The organism is Streptomyces sp. NBC_01092 (assembly GCF_045039535.1).
Taxonomy (GTDB): domain Bacteria; phylum Actinomycetota; class Actinomycetes; order Streptomycetales; family Streptomycetaceae; genus Streptomyces.
Map to the genome: position 1 here is coordinate 9,811,896 of NZ_CP108659.1, position 18,454 is coordinate 9,830,349.

At 71.5% G+C, this 18,454-nt stretch carries 17 protein-coding genes; 4 read left to right on the plus strand and 13 right to left on the minus strand.

Annotation, left to right across the window (positions count from 1 at the left end):
• Positions 1-14 precede the first annotated feature (14 nt).
• Positions 15-1,415, minus strand: coding sequence for an FAD-binding oxidoreductase (locus OG254_RS44305; RefSeq protein WP_405593403.1), 1,401 nt, complete (start codon positions 1,413-1,415; stop codon positions 15-17).
• A 132-nt stretch (positions 1,416-1,547) separates the two neighbouring features.
• On the minus strand, positions 1,548-3,221 hold the full coding sequence (locus OG254_RS44310) for a LuxR C-terminal-related transcriptional regulator (protein WP_405593404.1): 1,674 nt from the start codon (positions 3,219-3,221) through the stop codon (positions 1,548-1,550).
• A gap of 221 nt (positions 3,222-3,442) precedes the next feature.
• Here OG254_RS44310 and OG254_RS44315 point away from each other — a divergent pair, with 221 nt between their 5' ends.
• The gene (locus tag OG254_RS44315) at positions 3,443-4,306 is read left to right on the plus strand and encodes an alpha/beta fold hydrolase (protein WP_405593405.1); all 864 of its coding nucleotides are present in this window, start codon (positions 3,443-3,445) and stop codon (positions 4,304-4,306) included.
• Between the two features lie 34 nt (positions 4,307-4,340).
• Here OG254_RS44315 and OG254_RS44320 read toward each other — a convergent pair whose 3' ends face one another.
• Both OG254_RS44320 and OG254_RS44325 read right to left on the minus strand, forming a co-directional pair.
• Positions 4,341-5,945: a cation acetate symporter gene (locus OG254_RS44320; RefSeq protein ID WP_405593406.1), complete on the minus strand. Its 1,605-nt coding sequence runs from the start codon at positions 5,943-5,945 to the stop codon at positions 4,341-4,343.
• Positions 5,939-6,358, minus strand: coding sequence for a DUF485 domain-containing protein (locus OG254_RS44325; protein WP_405593407.1), 420 nt, complete (start codon positions 6,356-6,358; stop codon positions 5,939-5,941). The genes OG254_RS44320 and OG254_RS44325 overlap by 7 nt, the downstream gene beginning before the upstream one ends.
• Before the next feature lie 284 nt (positions 6,359-6,642).
• Between OG254_RS44325 and OG254_RS44330 the strand changes: the two genes are divergently transcribed.
• Positions 6,643-7,134, plus strand: coding sequence for a hypothetical protein (locus tag OG254_RS44330; RefSeq protein WP_405593408.1), 492 nt, complete (start codon positions 6,643-6,645; stop codon positions 7,132-7,134).
• Between the two features lie 15 nt (positions 7,135-7,149).
• Here OG254_RS44330 and OG254_RS44335 read toward each other — a convergent pair whose 3' ends face one another.
• From OG254_RS44335 to egtA, 5 genes are all read right to left on the minus strand, one after another.
• On the minus strand, positions 7,150-7,365 hold the full coding sequence (locus OG254_RS44335; RefSeq protein ID WP_351186992.1) for a dodecin: 216 nt from the start codon (positions 7,363-7,365) through the stop codon (positions 7,150-7,152).
• A gap of 66 nt (positions 7,366-7,431) precedes the next feature.
• Entirely contained in the window at positions 7,432-8,394 is a 963-nt protein-coding gene (egtD, locus tag OG254_RS44340; RefSeq protein ID WP_351186990.1) for an L-histidine N(alpha)-methyltransferase, read from the minus strand.
• Positions 8,391-9,182: an ergothioneine biosynthesis protein EgtC gene (egtC, locus tag OG254_RS44345; RefSeq protein ID WP_405593409.1), complete on the minus strand. Its 792-nt coding sequence runs from the start codon at positions 9,180-9,182 to the stop codon at positions 8,391-8,393. Before egtC ends, egtD begins: the two co-directional genes overlap by 4 nt.
• Positions 9,182-10,498 (minus strand): ergothioneine biosynthesis protein EgtB, encoded by a 1,317-nt coding sequence (gene egtB, locus OG254_RS44350; RefSeq protein ID WP_405593410.1) that lies wholly within the window; start codon positions 10,496-10,498, stop codon positions 9,182-9,184. Before egtB ends, egtC begins: the two co-directional genes overlap by 1 nt.
• Positions 10,495-11,799, minus strand: a complete 1,305-nt coding sequence (gene egtA / locus OG254_RS44355; RefSeq protein ID WP_405593411.1) for an ergothioneine biosynthesis glutamate--cysteine ligase EgtA — start codon at positions 11,797-11,799, stop codon at positions 10,495-10,497. The genes egtB and egtA overlap by 4 nt, the downstream gene beginning before the upstream one ends.
• A 340-nt stretch (positions 11,800-12,139) precedes the next feature.
• Between egtA and OG254_RS44360 the strand changes: the two genes are divergently transcribed.
• The gene (locus OG254_RS44360) at positions 12,140-12,964 is read left to right on the plus strand and encodes a TIGR02452 family protein (RefSeq protein WP_405593412.1); all 825 of its coding nucleotides are present in this window, start codon (positions 12,140-12,142) and stop codon (positions 12,962-12,964) included.
• Here OG254_RS44360 and OG254_RS44365 read toward each other — a convergent pair.
• The 4 genes from OG254_RS44365 to OG254_RS44380 form a co-directional block, all read right to left on the minus strand.
• Positions 12,949-13,395, minus strand: coding sequence for a type II toxin-antitoxin system PemK/MazF family toxin (locus OG254_RS44365; RefSeq protein ID WP_351186980.1), 447 nt, complete (start codon positions 13,393-13,395; stop codon positions 12,949-12,951). The genes OG254_RS44360 and OG254_RS44365 overlap by 16 nt on opposite strands.
• An 84-nt stretch (positions 13,396-13,479) precedes the next feature.
• Positions 13,480-14,955, minus strand: a complete 1,476-nt coding sequence (locus OG254_RS44370) for a flotillin family protein (RefSeq protein ID WP_405593413.1) — start codon at positions 14,953-14,955, stop codon at positions 13,480-13,482.
• Between the two features lie 134 nt (positions 14,956-15,089).
• A complete protein-coding gene (locus tag OG254_RS44375) occupies positions 15,090-15,308 on the minus strand; it encodes a hypothetical protein (protein ID WP_351186976.1) in 219 nt (72 codons plus the stop codon).
• Between the two features lie 39 nt (positions 15,309-15,347).
• Positions 15,348-16,772 (minus strand): amidase, encoded by a 1,425-nt coding sequence (locus OG254_RS44380; protein WP_351186974.1) that lies wholly within the window; start codon positions 16,770-16,772, stop codon positions 15,348-15,350.
• Positions 16,773-17,017: 245 nt separating this feature from the next.
• Between OG254_RS44380 and OG254_RS44385 the strand changes: the two genes are divergently transcribed.
• A complete protein-coding gene (locus tag OG254_RS44385) occupies positions 17,018-18,409 on the plus strand; it encodes a glycoside hydrolase family 43 protein (RefSeq protein WP_405593414.1) in 1,392 nt (463 codons plus the stop codon).
• Positions 18,410-18,454: the final 45 nt, after the last annotated feature.

Sequence of the window (18,454 nt, forward strand, 5' to 3'; positions counted from 1 at the left end):
TTCCTCACCGGTCCTCAGGGCGCGATGTTGTGGTTGAGCCGGAACAGGTTGCCCGGGTCGTAGCGCCGTTTGAGCTCGCGGAGACGGTCGTAGTTCGTGCGGTAGTTGTCCCGTACGCGGTCCTGGTCGTCGGCGTCCATGAAGTTCACGTAGGCGCCGCGCATGGCGTGCGGTTCCAGCTCCCGGTGGAAGGCGCGCACCCATTCCTTCTGGGCCTCGCAGTCCTCCCGGGTGGTGAGCGTCGGGCTGAGCGCGATCGAGTAGTCGGCGTCCCGGTAGGAGAACGCGGTCTCCTCCGGTCCGATCCGGTGGCAGGCACCGTCGATGGGGAAGACGACCGTCACGCTCTGGATGGACGGCGTGGTGGGGCCGTACTCGACCAGGGCGTCAATGGTCCCGTCGGGCAGGCCCTGGGTGAAGGAGCCCTTCCAGTAGTGGTACAGGCCGGCGGGCACCAGCTCGTCGAAGAGGGTGTTGATCACGGGGTAGGGCATGCGTTCCAGATGGCGGCCCAGTACCGGCCCCAGCGCGGCGACCCGGTCCCGGATCCGGTCGTCCTCGTCCTGCGGCCCGGTCCAGCAGGCGACCATGCCGCACACCGGTCGCCCGTGCCAGCGCTCCGGCAGGAACGGCACCGGCGGTCCGAGCCCGACGAGGAAGACGGCCCCGAGCCGTTCGTCGGCCTCGGCGACCAGCTCCCGGTACCGGCGGATCACATCGGCGTCGAGCGGGAAGAACGTCGGTCCGCCGAGGATGTCCGCGACGGGGTGCAGCCGGTACGCGAACGAGGTGACGACGCCGAAGTTGCCGCCGCCCCCGCGCACCGCCCACATCAGTTCGCTGTGCTGCTCGTCGGTGCAGGTCACGAAGGATCCGTCGGCCGTCACCAGGTCCACCGAGACCAGGTTGTCGCAGGCCAGACCGCAGCGCCGGGCCAGATGACCCATGCCGCCGCCCGTCGTCAGGCCGCCCACGCCGGTCGTGGAGACGATGCCGCCGGTGGTGGCCAGCCCGAACGCGTGCGTGGCGTGGTTGACGTCCGCCCAGGTGCAGCCGCCCTCGACCCACGCCGTGCGGGTGTCGGGATCGACGCGGATCCCGCGCATCAGGCCGAGGTCGAGGACGACCCCGCCGTCGCAGGTCCCGTAGCCGGGGACGCTGTGGCTGCCGCCGCGCACGGCGAGCGGCAGGTCCTGTTCACGGGCGAAGTCGACCGTGGCGATGACGTCGCCCGCGTCGACGGCCCGCACGATGATCGCCGGCCGCCTGTCGTGCATCGCGTTGAAGACCTTGCGGGCCTCGTCGTAGACCGGATCGCCCGGCTCCACGATGGTCCCGCGCACGGCACCGCGCAGCCGGTCCAGGAGCCGGTCGTCGAGCGTAGGTGTGGAGGGGGTCGGTGTGTGGGTGGCCATGACCCCACCTGCTTTCCGCTCCGGGGTCGGGAAGGGGTACCTCTCCGGTCTACGCCGCAGCGGCGGCGGGCACATCGCCGCAATCGCCCATCGCCGGCGGACCGGCATGGGCGATACGGCCCATGGGCGGCGTCAGGCGAGGCCGTGCCGGTACGCGTACGCCGTCGCCGCCGCCCGCGAGGACACGTCGAGCTTGGCGAAGATGTTGTTCAGATGCCGGGCGACGGTGTGCTCGCTGATCACCAGCTCCGTGGCGACGGCCCGGTTCGTACGGCCCGCCGCGACCAGCCGCAGCACCTGGATCTCCCGCTCGGTGAGCCCGCCCGGCCGCGGCCGGCGCACATCGGCGAGCAGCGCCGCCGCCCGCCGCGCGTCGGGTACGGCGCCGAGCCGGCGGAACTCCTGTTCGGCGGCCCGCAGCTCCATCCGGGCCCCCTCGGCGTCCCCGGCCGCCCGGTCGGCGGCGGCCAGCGTCATCCGCACCTGGGCCGCCTCGTACGGCACTCGCAGCTCCAGCCACAGCGTCAGCGCCCGGCGCAGCAGGGGCAGCGCGCGGTCGAGGTCGCGCGCGGCGAAGGCCACCGCGCCGCCGGCCGCCGCGGCACTCGCGTGCAGCGGCGTCGACTCCGAGCCGCACCGCCGCTGCCAGTCCCCGGCGAGGGCCTGGAGCTGCTCGGCGGCCGCGCGTGCCTCGGCCGTGCGGCACAGCGCGAGGGAGACCTCCACCTGGGCCGCGAGCAGTGCGCACCGATCGAGTCGGCCTGCTTCGGGGGCTTCGGTCAGCGCGAGCCGCAGGGCCGTGGCCGAGGCATCGGCCTTGCCCTGGGCCAGCCGCAGCAGGGCGAGGCCGGGCTGCGGGTCACGGCCGAGCTCGTGAGTGCGGTCGTACGACTCCTCGGCCGCCGTGAGCTCTCCGCGCCGCCGCTGGATCTGGCCGACCAGATAGACCGCCTCGGCCGCCGACCGCCGCTCGTACGGCAGCAGCTCCGCGCAGGTCAGCTCGGCCTCGGTCAGCGCCTCCGGCCAGCCGCCGCGCAGCTCCAGCACCTGCACACGGTGCACCCGGCACAGCCCGCGGAAGTTGTTCTCGGCCGGCATGGCCGCGCACCACCGCATGGCCGCGTCGGTCCACTCGGCGGCGCGTTCCAGATCGACGCAGGCCATGGACTGCTGCAGCCCCAGGCAGTAGACCCACCCGGTGAAGAAGGAGCTGAGCTCACCCGCCATGGCCGCGCACATGGACTCGTCCAGGAGGTCGAGCCCTTCGCCGACCCGCTCCTGGGCCACGAGCACGCCCGCCTGTGCCTGCAGGCCCATGGCGAGCAGATCGGGGCTGCCGCCACGGCGGGCGATCGCTGCCATGTGCCGGGCCGCCGTCATCGCCTCGTCGAACGCGCCGCGCCGCTGGGCGTCCTCCGTGTCGACCCAGGCCAGGTAGCACTGCTCGACGCACTCCGGCTCGTCGCGCAGCAGTCGTCGCGCCCGGCGCAGCCAGCCGGCGGCCACGGCCGCGCGCCCGGCCAGCTGGTGCTCGTAGAACAGCAGCCAGGCCATGTGCCCCGCCTGCCGGGCCGCACCGGCCGCGACATACCCGGAGTAGGCCCGCATCCGCTGGACGATCGACTCCTCGATCCGGCTCGTCCACCAGGCGGCGTCGGCGAACGCGGCGCAGTCGTCGGGCGTGAGCAAGGCGGTGTCCAGGCCGTCCAGCAGCCGGTACGCCTCGGCCCACGCCTCACGCGCGGCGGCGTCCCTGGCCCGCCGCAAGGTGTCCGCGGCCGCCCTGTCGATCGTCCGTTCGGTCACTCGCGGCTCCCTTCTCGCGCTCTGCGAGCAGGCCCGGCCCCTCACCAGAATAGGCGGCCCGGGCGCCGGGGAGTCGGGCAACGGCCCAAGGTCATCGTGCGTCGTTACGGGTGGGGCATCTCCACCACGGATCCCGCCTTGTCCGCGGACCCGCATGCGTCACACGCCGGGTCCGCGCCCAACGAACGCGTGAGGAACAGCATGAACGCGTGAGGAACAGCATGAACGACTCCCTGCCTGTCGTCCTGGTGCACGGCTTCTGGCACGGCAGCTGGTGTTGGAACCCGGTGGCCGAGCAGCTGGCCGGCCGCGGGATCCACTCGGTCGCGGTCGACCTCGACGGACACGGACTGCGCGGCCCCGCGCTGCGCGCCCGCTGGGCGCGGCCGTTCGACGCGGCGGCATTCGCCACCGAACCCTCACCGGTCGGGGCCGTCACCGCATCGTCCGCGGCCGCTTCCCTCGCCGAGCGCATACGCACGATCGGCGCCGGTCGGCCGTGTCTCGTGGTCGCGCACAGCATGGGTGGTGTGGTGGCCACCGCGCTGGCGGAACTCGCTCCGGAACTCGTGGGCGGGCTGGTCTACGTATCCGCGCTCGCACCGGTGAACGGCGTGCCGGCGGCCTTCTACAGCACATGCCCGGAGAACGCCGGCGAGAAGCTGCTCCGACTGCTGGGAGCCGACCCGGCGGTGGTCGGCGCGGCGCGCATCGACTTCGGCGACCCGGACCGGCACGACCTGGTCAAGGAGGCCTTCTACAACGACGTCGACGACCGCACCGCGGATGCCGCGATCGCCCTGCTCAGTCCGGACGGTCCGGTGGGGATCCCCGCAGAGGAACTGACCGTCACCGCGCAGCGCTACGGCAGCGTCCCGCACGCTTACGTGACCTGTGCCCGGGACAACGCCATCCCCCTGGCGCTGCAGCACCGCTTCATCAAGGAGATCGACGCCGTGTCGGCTTCCCCGACCGCCGTCACCGAACTCGACTCCTCCCACTCGCCCTTCCTGTCGCAGCCCGCCGCGCTCGCCGAAGCGATCGCCGGCCGGGCTTTTGACCTCGCCTCTCCTCGTAGGCCCTGACCAGGTGCCGCGGATGCTGGTGGGCGCCGCTCGCTCACTCCTTGGCGCCCACCAGCATCCGCACCTCGAACTCCTCGTAGGCGGCGTCGTCCTGGGGCCGCCGGCGCTGGCCCAGTACCGTGCCGAGCCATCCGAGCAGGAAGCCCGCCGGGATGGAGACGATGCCCGGGTTCTGGAGCGGGAACCAGGCGAAGTCGGAGTCCGGGTAGAACGAGCCCGGTGTGGCGGACACCACGGGGGAGAACAGCACCAGCAGGACCGAGCAGACCAGGCCGCCCCAAAGACTGAGCAGCGCTCCCTCGCCGGTGAAGCGGCGCCAGAACAGGGTGTACACGATCGTCGGCAGGATCGCGGACGCCGCGATGGCGAAGGCGAGGAACGCGAGCGTCGCCGTGTTGGCGCCCCAGGAGACGAGCGCGAGCAGCATCGCGAGCACACCGATGACGACCGCGGACAGCCGCGCGACCATCAGCTCCTCGGTCTCGCTCGCCCGCCCCTTGCGGATCACCTCCCCGTACAGGTCGTGGGCGAGCGAGGACGCGGCGGCCAGCGTGAGGCCGGCGGCGACGGCGAGCAGGGTGACGAAAGCGAGGCAGGACAGCAGGGCCGTGAGGATGCCGCCGCCCAGGTGGCCCGCGAGGAGCAGGACCGCGGAGTCGCCCTTGTGGTCCGTCTCCGCGATGGTGTCCCGGCCGACGATGGCGGTGGCGCCGAGGCCGAGGACACCGGCCGCGAGACAGACCAGGCCGACGAGGCCGACGGCCCATACGACGGAGGAGCGCAGGACGTCGACCTTGCGCGGGGCGAGCAGACGCATCAGGACGTGGGGGAGCGCGGCGAGGCCGAGGACGATCGCCAGTTCCAGGCTGAAGAAGTCGAGCTTGCTGGTGGTGCTGACGCCGTAGCGCAGTCCGGGTTCGAGGAACTGGGCGCCGACGCCGCTGTGGTCGGCGGCGGCGGACAGCAGGTTGTTCGGGTTCCAGTCGTAGCGGTGCAGCACCATGACCGCGGTGATCGTCACGCCCGCCACCAGCATCACGGCCTTGATGATCTGGATGACCGTGGCGCCGGGCGCGCCCCCGATGGCGGCGTAGACGATGACGATCGTGCCGATGACGACCACGCACAAGGTGCGGGTCGCGGCGCTGGGCTCGCCCGTGAACTGGGTCAGCAGGGCGATGCTGCCGACGAGCTGGGCGACCAGGTACAGGGTCGTGATGGCCAGCGTGCACACGGTTAGGGCGAGCCGCGCCGGGCGCTGCAGCCGGGTCAGGCGCAGGGCCAGTGTGTCGCCGAGGGTGAACCTGCCCGCACGGCGCAGGGGTTCGGCGATCAGCAGCAGCACCATCATCCAGGCGACGACGGTGCCGCCGAGGTACAGCAGTCCGTCGTAGCCGTTGAGGGCGACCAGCCCGGTGCTGCCGAGGAGTGTCGCGGCCGACAGGTAGTCGCCGCACATCGCGAGGCCGTTGCGCAGCGGGGACATGGTGCGGTTGCCGAGGTAGAACTCGCTGATCTCGTCGCGATGAGGGGCCGTCAGCAGCGCTATGAACAGCGTGACCACGACCACCGACAGGAACAGCACGAACGTCAGTTGCAGGCTGAACCGGTCGACGATGCCTTCGGACAGGGTCACCACGTGCGGTACCCCCTGGAGCCGGGCTGGGCGGGTGCGCGCAGCGGGCCCGACTCGTGCTGGTGCAGGCGTGAGCTGAGGCCGCGGGCGAGCGGGTCGACCCGGGTGCGCATGTGCCGTACGTACCACCAGGCCGTCAGGCCCATCACGACGAACTGCCCGAGCCCCAGGGCCAGGCCGAGCGTGAGGTTGCCGGTCAGGCGCTCGTTCATCAGGCCGGGGACGGTGTGCGACAGCAGCACGTACAACAGGAATCCGCCGACGGACAAGAGTGTCGCGCGGACGCCGAACCTGCGCTGGGCGCGGCGCAGGGAGCGGAATTCGGGATCTTCGGATATACGTTTGGCCGGTGCCGGTTCTCTATTCGGCGAACCGTATGTGAGGGAATTGTCGTGCCGTGGTGAAAACTCGGGCACAGGCGCACCTTCTTCGCTGCGTCATGCCGAACACACTGGGGAGTGCGGGCCTGATGGGGGGACGGGTGGCGGGGCGGCGAAAGCCGGAAGCCGGATTATGACAGCGCTCTCATTGGGCAATCAACCACCTGGCTGAATTGCCACCCGATCTTGCCGGGCTGCGGAAAAGGTACTTAAGGGAATTAGTCCGGACCATTTTTTTCCGTCGGACTGTCTCAATTCAGAACCCGGGTTCCAGCGGTCGCGGCCAGGGCCGGAGGCGGAGCCCCTCTAGGGTGAGTGGTGTGACCGACAGCAACGAGCGCCCGCTCGCCGTCTTCGACCTGGACAACACCCTCGCCGACACGGCGCACCGGCAGCACTTCCTGGAGCGCAAACCGCGCGACTGGGCCGCCTTCTTCGCGGCGGCCCCGCAGGACCCGCCCCTCGAGGAGGGTGTCGCGCTGGCGCGCGAGAGCGCCGAGGAGTGCGAGGTCCGCTATCTGACCGGGCGCCCCGAGCGCTGCCGGCGCGACACGCTCGACTGGCTCGCGGAGCACGGGCTGCCGGAAGGGCGCGTGTACATGCGACGCAACGACGACCGCAGGCCCGCCCGGCGCACCAAGCTGGAGATCCTGCGCCGCCTCGCCCGCACCCACGAGATCCGGGTGCTGGTGGACGACGACGAGCTGGTGTGCGAGGACGCAGAACGGGCCGGTTTCACCGTCGTACGGGCGCGCTGGACCGCCCCTTCCGCCGCGCTGAAGGTGGCGCAGGAGCGGGAGGGGCGGACCTGACGACAGGGACCTGTGCTACTCGGATTCGTCGAGGCGGAATCCGACCTTCATGGTCACCTGCCAGTGCGCGATGTCACCGCCGTCGAGCTGGCCACGGACCTCGACCACCTCGAACCAGTCCAGATTGCGCAGCGTCTGCGAGGCGCGCGTGATGCCGTTGCGGATCGCCTGGTCCACGCCGTCGGGCGAGGTGCCGACGATGTCCGTGACCCGGTAGGTGTGGTTCGACATGTGGGTGCTCCTCTCACACGCGTCACTCCACCGTGCCCCAAGGCGGGGCATCGCGCGAGCCGTCCGTCAGCGTGCCACGCTCAGTGACAGCGCGAAGCGGCCCTCGCTGTCCGTCCACCAGTGCGCCAGCTCCAGCCCGGCCGCGAGAAGTTCCGCGCGTACACCCTCCTTCCGGAACTTCGCCGACACCTCGGTGCGCATCTCCTCGCCCGCCGCGAACTCCACGGCGAGGTCCAGTGCGGGCACCTTCACCGTCTGCGCCGTACGGGCACGCAGCCGCATCTCGATCCACTCGTGGTCCGGGTCCCAGCGCGCCACGTGCTCGAAGGCACCCGGATCGAAGTCGGCGCCCAACTCGCGGTCGATCACCGTCAGGACGTTCTTGTTGAACGCGGCCGTCACCCCGGCCGCGTCGTCGTAGGCAGCGACCAGGACCCTCTCGTCCTTGACCAGGTCCGTGCCGAGCAGCAGCGCGTCACCGGGGGAGAGCAGGGCCCGCACCGAGGCGAGGAACGCCGCCCGCTCGTGCGGCAGCAGATTGCCGATCGTGCCGCCGAGGAACGCCACCAGCCGGGGACCCGGCGTGTCCGGCAGGTCCATCCCGCCGGTGAAGTCGGCGATCAGGGCATGGACGTTCAGCCCCGGCCGCTCCTCGACGAGCGCCTGCCCGGCCAGGGCGAGCGCGCTCTCGCTGACGTCGACGGGCACGTACGTGTGCAGCCCGGTCAGCGCGTCGATCAGGTGCCGCGTCTTCTCCGAGGACCCGGAGCCCAGCTCGACGAGCGTGCGGGCGCCGGTGGCGGCGGCGATCTCCCCGGCCCGGTCGACCAGGATCTCCCGCTCGGCGCGCGTCGGGTAGTACTCGGGCAGCTCGGTGATCTTCTCGAAGAGCTCGCTGCCCTGAGCGTCGTAGAACCACTTCGGCGGCAGCGTCTTGGGCGTGCCGGTCAGGCCGTCGAGGACGTCCGCGCGCAGGGCGGCGTCGGTGGCGTCCTCGGGCAGGGTGCGGGTCAGCAGGAACGGACTCACGTGCTGGGCTCCTTGGGTGGTGCGGGGACCAGGGGGTCGCCGGGTTCCTTGAGCGGGGTGAGGAGAACATCGGTGCGGCTCGCCGCGAGGAGGGTCCGGTCCGGGACCTCCTGCCAGTGCGGATCGTCGTCGTAGGGCTCGGAGGCCACGACGGTGCCGCCGCCGGGCCGGGTGAGATACCAGAGCGTGTCGCCCCAGGCGGTCGCCGCGACGGTCTCGCCGTTGGTGAGCAGCAGGTTCAGCCGGGACCCGGGGGCCGCCTCCGCGACCTCCACGACCGTGTCGGCCAGCGCCTGCCCCAACTCGTCGCCGCCGCGCAGCCGCGCGAGGACCAGCGCCCACACGAACGCGGAGTCGTTGCGGGCCTCCAGCGACAGCAGATCCACCGCGGGCACGGTCGGGACGAGCGGTGCGAGCGAGCCCGGCCAGCCCTTCACGGCGCCGTTGTGGCTGAACAGCCAGGTACCGGCGGCGAACGGAGCCGCCGCGGCCTCCTGGTCGGCGCCCGGCACCGTCGCGTCCCGTACGGCCGCGAGCAGCGCGCCGCTGCGTACGACGCGCGCGAGATCGCCGAAGGACGGGTCGGCCCAGATCGGCCCGGCCCGGCGGTAGCGGGCCGGTACCGGATCACCCTCCGCGTACCAACCGACCCCGAAACCATCGGCGTTGACCGTCCCGTACCGCTGCCGCCGAGGTGCCCACGACTGGCGGTACAGGCCGTGCGGGGGCTCCGCGAGGAGCAGGCCGAGCGGCTCCTCGGGGCCGACGTACGCCAGATGACGGCACATCAGGCGTCCGCCGCGGAGCGGGCCGTGCGGAAGCCGGAGAAGATCTGCCGCCGGATCGGATAGTCCCAGTTGCGGAAGGTGCCCCGGCAGGCCACCGCGTCCACGGCGAACGCACCGCCGCGCAGCACCTTGTGCTCCGGCCCGAAGAACACCTCCGAGTACTCCTTGTACGGGAACGCCTGGAAACCCGGATACGGCAGGAAGTCGCTCGCCGTCCACTCCCACACGTCACCGATCAACTGCCGTACACCGAGCGGCGATTCACCCTCCGGGTAGCTCCCGGCGGGCGCGGGCCGCAGATGCCGCTGGCCGAGGTTGGCGTGCTCCGGCGCGGGATCGGCGTCGCCCCACGGGTAGCGCGTGGAGCGGTCCCCGGCCGGGTCGTGCCGGGCCGCCTTCTCCCACTCGGCCTCGGTGGGCAGCCGGCGCCCGGCCCAGCGGGCGTAGGCGTCGGCCTCGTACCAGCACACGTGCAGCACCGGCTCGTCGGGCGGGACGACCTCGGTGACGCCGAAGCGGCGCCTGAGCCACTGCTTGCCGTCCCGGCGCCAGAACAGCGGCGCGTGGATGGAGTGCTGCCGGATGTGCGCCCAGCCCTCCGGCGTCCACCAGCGTTCGGTGTCATAGCCGCCGTCCGCGATGAACGCCTGGTACGCGGCGTTCGTCACCGGCGTGACATCCATGTAGAACGCCGGGACCTCCCGCCGGTGCGCCGGGCGTTCGTTGTCCAGCGCCCACGGCTCGGTCGAGGTACCCATCGTGAACGGCCCGCCCGGGACCAGGACTTCGGACGGCCCCGTGAACAGGGGCACCGGGTCCGGGTCCGGCGCGGTCAGGGCCTGCGGGCCCTTGCGCAGCTGATGCGTGATCAGCATCGTCTCGTCGTGCTGCTGCTCGTGCTGCGCGATCATCCCGAAGGCGAAGCCCGCCTCGGTCAGCCGCGTCCCGTGGAACGCGGTGCTCTCCAGGATGTCCATGACCCTGCCCCGCACCTCGGCCGCGTAGTTCCGGGCCTCGCTCGGAGGCAGCAGCGGCAGCGACGGGCGTGCGGCGCGCGGGTGCTCGAAGGCGTCGTAGATGCCGTCGATCTCGGGCCGTATCGCCTCCCGTCCGGCGACCGTCCGGAGCAGCCACTGCTCCTCCTGGTTGCTGATGTGCGCGAGGTCCCACACCAGCGGGGACATCAGCGGCGAGTGCTGGGCTGTCAGGTCGGGGTCCTCGACGCAGCTGGTCAACAGGGTCGTCCGGGCACGGGCGGTGGTGAGGGTGGTCAGTGCCCGCTCGCGGAGCGTGTCGGCGTCGGCGGGGTCGGTCATGTTCGGTCGTCCTTCCCGTGCAGAATGCGGTCCGTGCCATAGAGCTCGTCCAACAGGTCGTCGGCGGGGCAGCGGCCCCGCACGACATAGCGGTCGCGGTACGCCGCCACCGCGTCCGTGACCTCGGTCGTGGCGCCCAGCCGGGGCAGGGCCTCCAGCGCCGCCGTGAAACACATGACCGCCACCTCCCGCAACTCGGGATCGGCCAGACCCGAGCGTGCCGCGTCGAGCCACAGCGGATTGTGCGGTGCGGGCTGCGACAGGGCGCGCTCGGCCAGCGGCTTCACGGCCCGATAGGCGGTCTCGGCCGCCTCCGGGTCGTCGAAGAGCGCGGTCGTCACAGCCAGCGGCACGATCCAGCCGTCCTCGCCGGGCTGCGCGTCGATCATGCGCAACTCCAGGTGGCCACGGGGTCTGACCGGCGGGAACAGCGTCGTGAGGTGGTAGTCGAGATCCTCGCGCGTCGGCGGCCTGGGCGCCCCCGATCTGGTCCACTCCCGGAACGACAGCCCTTCCGGTACGTCCCACGGCCCGCTGTCCTGCCGTACGCACATCACCGGCGCGTCCACGACGTGCCGCGCCCAGGCGGCCCGTGGATCGCCGTCCAGCGGGGGAGCGCCCGCGCGCTCCGCGCCGATCTCCATCCACAGCAGCTGCCGGGTGGAGTGCCAGCCGGTGGGTTCGTTCCCGGCCAGCGGGGAGTTCGCGAAGGCGGCGACCAGAACCGGGCCCAGCTGGTGCGCCAGCCACCAGCGCCGGACGTGCCCGAGCGGTCCGGGCTCCTCGTAGCCGGCGTCCAGACACACCTGTACCGAGGCGGAGGTGCACATCATGGCGCGGCCGGCCGGGCCGGCGCGGTCGAGGTACTTCTCCATGGCGTCATAGCGCGGCTGGCGCAGGAAGCGCCGAGGCGTGTGCCAGGGATCGTTGCCCATTCCGACCAGACCGAGATCGTGCTCGCGCAGGACCGCGCGGGCGGTGTCGAGGTCGGCGGAGACGGTACCGATGCACTCCATGAGCGAGGTGGCGGGCGGGGAGCTCAGCTCCAGCTGACCGCCGGGTTCGACGGTGAGCGCCGACCTCAGGGGCACGGTCCGTAGTGCGGCGTAGGCCGCTTCGAGTCGTTCGGGTGTCACGGGGAGCTGCGGGCTGTGCAGCTCATGGACGAGCCATTCCACTTCGACCCCGAGGGTGCGTGGCGGGCCGGTCTTGAAGCAGATGCCCCGGACCAGGGCCTCCACCTCGGCTTCGGTGACTGCGGAGCGCGGCTGCTCCGTACAGTCGCTCACCGAATCTGACATGTCTTGGATCCTCCTGAGAGTCCACGATGCCGCCCGGCCCGGATCTTGTGGGCGGGCCGGCACACTCGTCCTACCCAAGACCTTCTCGACGCCTCGCACAAGGGTGCGTACTGGCACGTTCCGGGTACGTAATCTTTGCTCTCCGGGCCGTTAGCAGGGGCTTTCCCGCGCGTTCCCGGTCGGCTGCGGGCCCGGAATTTCTGTTGCACCGCATGACCAGCATCGCTCACGATGTACGCATGAGCACGACGGGGGAGATCACGGGCGGCCCGAGCGGTCGCGTGATCATGGGGCGTACGGGGACGGCGGACACGGGCATGGCGCGCACGGGGGTCGCGCCATGAACGCGCGCCTGCGCGGCATCGCGCAGCAGACGGAGCAGATCGTGGCGGCGGGGACGTACCGCGCGCCGAACGGCCGCGAGGTGTCCGTCGCGGCGGCGATCGAAGGGGCGCGGGCGGGCACGCGGATGTACGGGCCGGGTCCTGTGCCGGTGCCGTCCTTCTCCACCGTCGATACCTCCTTCGAGGTCACCGGCGAGAGCAGCCTGGAGGCCGCCCACCGGCTCGGCGGCGACACGGCCGTACTGAACTTCGCCTCGGCCCGCAATCCCGGCGGCGGTTTCCTGAACGGCGCCCAGGCCCAGGAAGAGGCCCTGTGCCGCGCCTCGGCGCTGTACACCTGCCTGCTCGGGGCCCGCGAGTTCTACGACCACCACCGCGCCCACCGCGACCCGTTCTACACGGACCGTGTCATCCACTCACCCGGCGTGCCCGTCTTCCGCGACGACCGCGGCCGCCTGCTCGACGACCCGTACACGACCGCGTTCCTGACTGCCGCGGCCCCGAACGCGGGCGTCGTCCGGCGTACGACTCCCGAGCGCACGGCCGAGCTGCCCCGCGCACTCGGGACCCGCGCCGAGCGGGTGCTGGAGACGGCCGCCGCGCACGGGTACCGGCGCCTCGTGCTGGGCGCCTGGGGCTGCGGGGTGTTCCAGAACGAGCCCGCGCAGGTGGCGGGCGCGTTCCGCACGCTGCTCGGGCCCGGCGGGCGGTTCGCCGGGGCCTTCGAGCACGTGGTGTTCGGGATCCTCGACCGCACGCCGGACAGCCAGGTGCGAGCGGCGTTCGCCCAGGCGTTCCCGGAGCGTCAGGTCCAGCCGTAGCGCTCGTGCAGACGCTGCCTGACCAGGTTGAACCGCCCCCGGTCCAGGGCGCACGCCTCCCGGCGCATGCCCTGCTCGTGCAGCCGCAGGATGCGGTCCACGTCCACCCAGGAGTCGCGGCCCGACCGGTCCCACGGCCCGCTGCCGATCGCCACCCACTCACGGTCCCCGTCGTGCCGCTTGCTGGAGAGCTGCACGGCGAGGAGGGTCCCGCCGTGCTCCCGCGCGACGACCAGCACCGGGCGGTCCTTGCCCCGTCCGTCGTTCTCCTCGTAGGGGACCCAGGTCCAGACGATCTCGCCGGGGTCGGGGTCGCCGTCGTGCGCGGGGGAGTACTCGGTGCGCACCTTGCCGACCGCGCGCGGGTCGGCCTCGGTCGTGGCGGTGGGGCCGGAGCGGCCCGGAACGTTCTCGTCGGTATACGTGCTCACGGGGGCACCCTAGGGGCTGTCCCCGTGAGTTACGCGTGAAGGGTCACTAGTCACGCGTGAAGGGTCACTAGTTACGCGTGAAGGTCACTTCTCGTCCATCGGCACCTTCTGGTTCTGGGCGAGCCCGCCCAGCGGCGAGGCATCCTTCGGCGCCTGACCGTTCTGCTGCATCGACGAGAGCAGCTGACGCGCCAGACCCAGCCCCGTACCGCCCATGGTGAGCGCCTTGGCGAACATGTCCGCCATGCCGTCGGCGCCGTTGAGCACCACCATGTTGTCGACGTTGCCGAACGCGGACGCGCCGGCCCGTACGATCTCCGGCCAGTTCTCGGCGAGTTGCTGGGCGACGACCGCTTCCTGGTTCTCGGCGAGCGCCGCGGCACGGGCCTTGATGGCCTCCGCCTCCGCGAGCCCCTTGGCCTTGGTCGCCTCCGCGTTCGCGAGCCCCTTGGCCTGGGCCGCGGCGGCCTCGGCCTCACCGGTGGCCCGAGTCGCCGCAGCCGTGGCCGCGCCGCGCGTCTTCGTCGCCTCGGCCTCGGCGCCCGCGGCCGTCTTGACCTGGGTCGCCTCGGCGGCGGCCGCCAGCTCCGTCTCCTTCGCCTTGGCCTCGGCCGCCGAGATACGCGCGTCACGCTCGGCCTCGGCCAGCGTCCGCTTCTCGTAGGCCTGCGCGTCGGCGGGCTTGCGGACATCGGCCTGGAGCTGCTGCTCACGCCGGTGCGCCTCCAGCTCGGCGACCCGCGTCTCCTGGACGACGACCTCCTGCCGGGCGGCCGCGTCGGCGAGCGGCCCGGCCTGCCGGGCCTTGGCACCCGCCTTGTCGCGCTCGGCTTGGTACCCGGCCTGGAGGATCTCGCTATCCCGGGTCGCCTCGGCCATCCGCGCGTAACTCTGCTGCTCCGCCTCGGTGGCGAGCCGGTTCGACTCGGCCTGCGCGATGCGCGCGTCGCGCTGCACGGCCGCCGCGTGCGGGGCGGCCAGGTTCTTGATGTACCCGGTCGGGTCCTCGATCTCGTGGATCTGGAGCGAGTCGACGATGAGGCCGAGCTTCTCCATCTCCGTACCGCACGCCGCCCGCGTCTGCCCGGTGAGCTTCTCCCGGTCGCGGATCATGTCCTCGACCGTCAACCCGCCGACGATGGACCGCAGATGACCGGCGAAGACGTTGTGCACCCGCTCGGACATCAGCTTCTGCTGGTCCAGGAAACGGCGGGCCGCGTTGGCGATCGACACGAAGTCGTCGCCCACCTTGAAGATGACCACGCCCCGCACTCTCAGGGGAATGCCCTGGTGGGTCACGCAGTCCACTTGCAGTTCGGTCTCGTTCAGGTCGAGCGACAGCTTGCGCACCGCCTGCACACCGGGCAGCACGAGCGTGCCCCGCCCGGTGACGATGCGAAAGCCCATCCCCTCCTCCAGCCCCTCCATGCGGTGCTTGGAGCCGGAGATGACCAGTGCCTCGTTGGGTTCGGCGACCCGCCACATCATCTTGAACAGACCGATCAGAACGAGGACGGCGGCTACCGCCACCCCCGCCACGACGCCGACAACCATCGGCATACGCCCCCTTTGCATGGTGCCCTTACGGCACCGAACGAATGGGAGTGTGCGCCTGTGCCGGGCGCAGGTACAGACGTTGACGGATCCTTGTCGCAACCTTGACACACGGGTCTCTCACCTGCGACGAAGCGAGCTCAACTGTCGTACGCCGCCTGGACGTAGACCGTGCGCGGCGGCTGGTACTCCACCACCATCACGACGGTGCCGCGCTCGATCCGCTCCGTCCCGGTGGCGGGATAGGCGAGGAAGTGCTCGGCGCCGCCGCGCACCCGCACGATCACCTCGCCGACGAGTCCCGGCCCGATCGTCCCCGTGACCCGCCCCATGAGCCCGACCATCGACGCGTCGTCCATGGTCACAGCGTAGGGCCTGCGCCCCGGAGTTGGTGTGGATCAGGCAACCGCACTGGGCGCCGTCTCGCCCTGCTGCGGCGGCCACAGCTCGTGCCACCGCAGCTCCGCCTCCAGCTGCGCGGCCAGCGAGATCAGCAGCGGCTCGCTGTTCGCCGGCCCGAGCAGCTGGCCGCCGACGGGCAGCCCGCCCACGAATCCGGCGGGGACGTTGACCCCGGGCCAGCCCAGCACGTTCCACGGCCAGGCGTAGGGGCAGGCGGCGATCATCGCCCGGTCGGTGGCGAAACCGCCGAGGCCGAGCATCGCGCCGATCCGGGGCGGGGCCGCGGCTGTCGTGGGTGCGAGGACGACGTCGTACGACTCGTAGAACCTGCCGATACGGCGGTGCAGGACCGCCTCCGCCCGCCGGGCCGCCCGCAGCGGGGCCCCGCCGAGGAGCCGGCCCAAGCGGGCGGCGCTGCGGGTGCGCGGGTCGAGCAGCGCGGGGAAGGGCACCTCGTCGGCCCACTCGGCGATACCGGCCGTCGCGCGCGGGATGAACGTCAGCCCGATCTGGCCGTACGGCGGATCGGCCTCCTCGACATGGTGTCCCAACGCGCTGAGCCGCTCGGCGAGTTCGACGATCCTGGCCCGCACCTCCGGTTGCAGCCGGGCGGGCAGGGCGGTGAACGGCGGCTTGAGGGAGAGCGCGATGCGCAGCCGGCCGGGGTCGCGTCCGACGGCCTCGGAGGCGTCGATGGCGGGCGGCCGGTGCGGGTCGCGTTCGTGGTTGCCGGCGGCGGCGTCCAGCAGCAGAGCCGCGTCGGCCACCGTACGGGCGAGGGTGCCGTTGACGGTGATGCCCTTGAAGGACTCGCCGCGCGGCCAGGTGGAGACCCGGCCGCGCTGCGGCTTGATGCCGATCAGGTTCGTCCACGAGGCCGGGATCCGCACCGAGCCGGCTCCGTCCGAGCCGAGTGCGGCGGGCACCAGACCGGCGGCCACGGCGGCCGCCGAACCGCCGGACGAGCCGCCCGGCGTGTGGTTCTGATCCCACGGATTGCGCGTCGCGCCGAAGGCGGGGCCCTCGGTGAACGGCCACTGCCCCAGCTCACAGGTGTTGGTCTTGCCGACGATCACGGCCCCGGCCGCGCGCAGTCGACGTACCGCCTCACCGTCCTCGGCGAGGGGCGGGAACTCTCCCGCGCACCCGAACGCGGTCGGCTCGCCCGCCACGTTCATGTCGTCCTTGACCGCGACCGGAACGCCGAGCAGCGGCCGGCGTACTCCGGCGGCGAGCTCCTTGTCCGCGGCGTCGGCCTCGGCGAGCGCGGCCTCGGCCCGCACCACGCGGAAGGCGTTGAGGGACTCCTGCGTCGCCTCGATCCGTGCGAGCGCCTCCGCGACGAGGGCCCGCGACGTCACCTCCCCGTCGGCCAGCGCACGGGCGGACTCGGCGAGGCCTACGGCACGGTCGGGTGTCATACGGGGCACCTCCGGGACGACGTTGTCTACCGAACGGTAACGTCAGTCGGGCCGGCGGCGGAACGTTTTCGCCCGGTGCGGCTCCGAGGTTCACCACAGGTTTCTCCCAGGTCCCGCTTCCGCGTGTGCAAACCATTGACGCGCCCGGACCTCACCCCTACCTTCTGATCGAATTCCCGAACCGTGTTCGAAATTACGAACGTGATGGTTCGGAGTCGTCCCTTGAGCCGTAGGGAGAGCCGCTCGTGACCAGACGCCCCCACACCACCCCGTCCCGCCGTACCCTGCTGCGCGCGATGGCCGTCCTGCCCGCCTCGGCGCTGGTCCTGGGCGAGGCCCCCGGCCTGCTCGGCACGGCGCTGGCGGCCGCACCGCCCAGCGGCTCGGCCACCCGCTACACGATCGTGCCGTTCCTCAACAGCAACGACGGGACCGTGAACGTCTATCAGTCGGACGATGCCACCGACTTCCGTCTGGCCAAGGCCTCCGCCTACACGCCGCCGAGCAACCGCATCCGCGACGCGAGCATCCTCAAGCACACCAACGGCTCCTACTACATCACCTACACGACCCACACCTGGCAGGACACCAGCACCACCATCGGCTTCGCGCGCAGCACCGACCGGGTCAACTGGACGTTCCTGTACGACTACACGGTCCCGATCGCGAGCCTCTCCCGGGCCTGGGCACCGGAATGGTTCGTCGACAGCGACGGCAGCGTGAACGTCATCGTGTCCTGCTCCACCACCGACGACGAGTGGATCTTCACGCCGTATCTGCTGAAGGCCACGAACTCCGCGCTGACGGCGTGGAGTTCACCCGTCGCGCTCTCCGGCATCGGCGAGAACCACATCGACACGTTCCTCGTGAAGATCGGCTCCACCTACCATGCCTTCACCAAGAACGAGACGACGAAGTACATCGAGTACGCGACGGCCTCCAGCCTCACCGGCCCCTACACGATCTCCCGCACCGGCGACTGGGCCGGCTGGGGCAGCTACCGCGAGGGCCCCGCGCTCATCCAGCTCGACAACGGCGGCTGGCGTCTGTTCTTCGACGGCTACGGCGACGGCACGTACTACTACAGCGACAGCTACGACACCTTCGCGACCTGGTCCGCCCCGGCCGCCCTGCCGGCCGTCTCGGGCACGGCCCGCCACTTCACGGTCATCAAGGAGACCGTCTCGGGCGGCCCGACCCTGGCGAAGAACGTCACCCGCTCCTTCCAGTCCGCCAACTTCTCCACCCGCTACTGGCAGGTCCAGTCCTCCCTGCTCAACCTCCCGGTGGTCAGCGCCTCCAGCACCACCGCCGAGAAGCAGGCGGCGACCTTCACGGTCGTGGCAGGCCTCGCCGACGCGAACGGCTACTCCCTGCGCGACTCCTCCGGCAAGTACCTGCGCCACTACGACTTCCGCGCCCGCTTCGACACCAACGACGGCACGTCGACATTCGCCAAGGACGCCACGTTCGTCGCCCGCACGGGTTCGTCGAGCGGCTCGATCCGCTTCGAGTCGTACAACTACCCCGGGTACTACCTGCGGCACTACAACTACCAACTGCGGGTGGACCGGACGGACGGCACGGATCAGTTCCGGCAGGACAGCTCGTTCACGCCGGTGACCTCTTGGGCCTGACACCTGATCGGCGCAGGCGGTGCATTCCGACGGTTCCTTAATATG